This is a genomic window from Streptomyces sp. NPDC058534 (genome assembly GCF_042717365.1).
Taxonomy (GTDB): domain Bacteria; phylum Actinomycetota; class Actinomycetes; order Streptomycetales; family Streptomycetaceae; genus Streptomyces.
In genome coordinates this window covers 1-3336 of record NZ_JBHXNW010000169.1, presented here as the reverse complement: position 1 = coordinate 3336, position 3336 = coordinate 1, and the positions used below count along the sequence as shown (strand labels likewise).

Below are 3336 nucleotides of genomic sequence, written 5' to 3'. Positions count from 1 at the left end.
GACCAGGACGGTGCTCCTGGTCCGGTCCGTGGCGCGGGCCCCGGGGGCGGCGGGTCAGACGGCCAGCGAGAGGCCGCGCTCCTCGTCGGGCTCCACCGTGCGGACCTCTGGTGCCGTCCGCCCCTTCGCGAGCAGCAGTGTGTCCGCCTTCGCCACCGCGTCGTGGACGCCGGTCGTCGCCATCATCACGCAGAGCGTGTAGCTGACGTCCGCCAGCTCCCGCGCCGCCGCCGGGCTCTCCCTCTCCGCCTGAGCGATCCGCAGCGACGCGTACCGCGTCAGCAACTCCCTGACGACCTTCGGGTCGGGTTCGAGCACGAAGCGCCCCTCTCTCGATTTTCGCTCCGTATGCCCGAACCTGGTCGAAACAATCACATCACGGGTGCCGCTGCTCGCAATTGACGAGATTCTGTCGCCGGCTGTCCGGCCGCCACCCTGAATGGTCGACAAGTTGATTGAAAACACTCACCGCAGGCCCCACTCCCGTTCCACGACCTCCCGAAAGCCGCGCGACGGGCGGCCGGTGAGGCGCTGGACGGTGTCGGTGGTGCGGTCCTCGGCGCCCCGGGCGATGGCGCGGTCCATGTCCGCGAGCAGTTCGGCGTAGTCCGGCGGCACCACCGTCGCGAGGCGGTCGCGCATCCGTTCACGGGTCAGCCGGCGATGCGCCACCGGCCGGCCGGCGGCCCGCGTGAGGATCGCGGCGACGTCGTCGTGGGACAGGGCCTCGGGGCCGGTGAGGATCAGGTCCGTGCCCGGGGCGTGGTCGGCGGTCAGGACGCGCACGGCGACGGCGGCGATGTCGTCGGCGTCGACGAAGCCCACCCGGCCGCTTCCGGTGGCGGTCATGATGGCGCCCTCCTGCCGGACGGTGACGGCGTGGGCGTGGCCGCCGGTGAAGTTCTGCATGAACCAGGAGGGCCGCAGTACCGCCCACTCCTCGAACAGACCGGGCAGCGCGCCGTGCACCACGCCCACCGCCGGGCCGCCCTCGGGGACGGCCGAGGCGCTGAGCAGCACGGCACGCCGCACGCCGGCGGCACGGGCCCGGCGCAGGAAGGGCAGCATGACCGCGGCCGGGTCCAGGTCGCCCACGGGCGGGACGAGGTAGACGCGGTCGGCTCCGTCGAGGGCCGCGTCGTGCGTGGCGGGGTCGTACCAGTCGAAGCGGACCGGGTCCGCGCCCGCCGCCGAGGGCGCGCTCCGGCTCGCGGCCTTGAGGCGGTGACCGGCGGCGATCAGCCGGGCTGCGGTGCGGCTCCCGGTGGTCCCGGTGGCGCCGACCACCAGGGTGGTGCCGGTCATCGGGCGTCCTCCACGAAATCGGCGCCGGGCTGCTGGAGGACGAGGGGGTTCCAGTAGTCGCGGTACGAGGTGAACCGGCCGTCCTCGACGGTCACGACGGCGATGTAGGTCATGTCGTAGGGCGCGCCGGTGCGCACCAGCCGCCCCACGGCGCGCATCTCCACCACGACGGTCGTCGGGTCGGTGGTCTCGTGGATGCGCAGCTCGGGGAAGTCGTGGAGGTCGATGTGGTCGGGGTAGTGGCGCATGTACGCGGCCACGGCCTCGCGGCCCTCCAGTCGCCGGGGCCACCCTTCGGGGGCGAACGGGAACTCCATGACGGCGTCGTCGGCCCAGAGGGCGACCCAGGCGTCGATGTCCTTGTCCATCATCAGGCGCAGGCTGTGGCGGTACAGGTCCGGTGCCGGGGTGTGTGCGGGCATACGTGGGCTCCTTCTTCGCATAGAATGCGGACCGGCGGTCCGCTTGCACGATACGGACCGACGGTCCGCTTTGCAACGCGTCCTGCCCGACGGACGCGCCCCTGCCCGCGAAGAAGGAGAGCCCTGTGACCGAACGCAGGACACGCAAGGACGCGGCGCGCAACGAGGCGGCCGTCCTCGCTGCGGCCGACACCCTTTTCGACCGGTGCGAGAGCCCCGACGACGTCACCATGGCCGGCGTCGCGGCAGCGGCCGGCGTCGGCAAGGGGACCATCTTCCGGGCCTTCGGCGACCGGGTCGGGCTCGTCAAGGCGCTCTACGCGGCACGGCTGCGGCCGTTCGAGGAGGCCGTCGAGTCGGGGCCGCCGCCCCTGGGCCCCGGCGCCCCGCCGGCGCGGCGGGTGCTCGCGCTGCTCGACGCACTCCTGTGCTTCAAGCTCGACAACCGCCGGCTCGCGCTGGCCCTGGAGGGCTCCGGCAGCGACAGCCCCTACGCCGCGGGGCACTACGACCGCTGGCACACACTCCTGCGCACCGTCCTTGAGCAAGTCCCCGGCCTCGACGACGGCGAGTTCGCCGCGCACGCGCTGCTCGCCGCCGTCCGGGCGGACCTCGTCGAGCACCTGGCCGGCCGGGAGGGCGTGCCGCGCGAGCGGATGCGCGCCCAGCTGGCGGAGTTCACCACCCGCGTCCTGGCCACTCCCCCGGCACCGGCCTGAGGGCCGGGCGACGCGGACTGGGTCACGCGACCTGGCCGCCGTGCAGCGCCGTGTACGCCCCTCCTCCGGCCAGCAGTTCCTCGTGGGTGCCGGCCTCCTGGATGCGCCCCTCGCCCATCACCACGATCCGGTCCGCGCCGCGCACGGTGGACAGCCGGTGCGCCACGACGAACGTGGTGCGCCCGCGCAGCAGCCGGGCCAGCGCCTCCTGGACGAGCGCCTCCGAGCGGGTGTCCAGCGCGGAGGTGGCCTCGTCGAGGATCAGCACCCGGGGGTCCCGGATCAGGGCGCGGGCGATGGCGAGGCGCTGGCGCTGCCCGCCGGACAGCCGGGCCCCGTGTTCGCCGACCAGGGTGTCCAGGCCCCGGGGCAGCCGGTCGACGAACTCCAGGGCGTTGGCGTCGCGCAGGGCACGGCGCACCGACTCCTCGTCGGCGTCGTCCATGCCGTAGGCGACGTTGTCCCGGATCGTGCCGTCGAACAGGATCGACTCCTGCGGCACCACCGAGACGAAGCGCCGGTACGTGCGCAGGTCGAGGGTGCTCATGTCGGTTCCGTCGAGCAGCAGCCGGCCCGAGGTGGGCCGCAGGAAGCCGATGACCAGGTTGAGCACGGTGGACTTGCCGGCGCCGGACGCGCCCACCAGCGCGACCGTCTCGCCGGGTTCGACCGCGAGCGTGAAGTCGTCCACCGCGGGCCGGCCGTCGCCCTCGAAGAGGTGCCCGACACCCTCGAAGGTGACGGCGCCGCGCAGTCCGGTCAGTGCGTCCTTGCCCTCGTTGTCCTCCAGTTCGGGAGCGTCTCTAGAATTCTGTGGTTGCCCGGGTGTTTCGGGCTTTTCGGGCGCGGCGTGGCCGTGTGCGGTCGCCTTGCCCTGGTCCGATCCTCGG

Annotated in this window: 5 protein-coding genes; 1 reads left to right on the top strand and 4 read right to left on the bottom strand. The window is 73.3% G+C overall.

Annotated features, from left to right (window positions below; genetic code table 11):
* Positions 1 to 54: 54 nt before the first annotated feature.
* From ACFWR9_RS42505 to ACFWR9_RS42495, 3 genes are all read right to left on the bottom strand, one after another.
* On the bottom strand, positions 55 to 318 hold the full coding sequence (locus ACFWR9_RS42505; RefSeq protein ID WP_383853001.1) for a DUF5133 domain-containing protein: 264 nt from the start codon (positions 316 to 318) through the stop codon (positions 55 to 57).
* A gap of 147 nt (positions 319 to 465) precedes the next feature.
* On the bottom strand, positions 466 to 1305 hold the full coding sequence (locus ACFWR9_RS42500) for an NAD(P)H-binding protein (RefSeq protein ID WP_383852998.1): 840 nt from the start codon (positions 1303 to 1305) through the stop codon (positions 466 to 468).
* A complete protein-coding gene (locus ACFWR9_RS42495) occupies positions 1302 to 1727 on the bottom strand; it encodes a nuclear transport factor 2 family protein (protein WP_383852995.1) in 426 nt (141 codons plus the stop codon). The genes ACFWR9_RS42500 and ACFWR9_RS42495 overlap by 4 nt, the downstream gene beginning before the upstream one ends.
* A 125-nt stretch (positions 1728 to 1852) precedes the next feature.
* Between ACFWR9_RS42495 and ACFWR9_RS42490 the strand changes: the two genes are divergently transcribed.
* Positions 1853 to 2446 (top strand): TetR/AcrR family transcriptional regulator, encoded by a 594-nt coding sequence (locus tag ACFWR9_RS42490; protein WP_383852992.1) that lies wholly within the window; start codon positions 1853 to 1855, stop codon positions 2444 to 2446.
* A gap of 22 nt (positions 2447 to 2468) precedes the next feature.
* Here ACFWR9_RS42490 and ACFWR9_RS42485 read toward each other — a convergent pair.
* The coding region (locus tag ACFWR9_RS42485; protein WP_383852989.1) for an ABC transporter ATP-binding protein at positions 2469 to 3336 on the bottom strand (868 nt) is incomplete at its 5' end.

Bases quoted from the DNA above. Each gene is read 5' to 3' on its own strand.
- ACFWR9_RS42500 (WP_383852998.1), bottom strand. From the start codon at position 1,305: ATGACCGGCACCACCCTGGTGGTCGGCGCCACCGGGACCACCGGGAGC.
- ACFWR9_RS42495 (WP_383852995.1), bottom strand. From the start codon at position 1,727: ATGCCCGCACACACCCCGGCACCGGACCTGTACCGCCACAGCCTGCGC.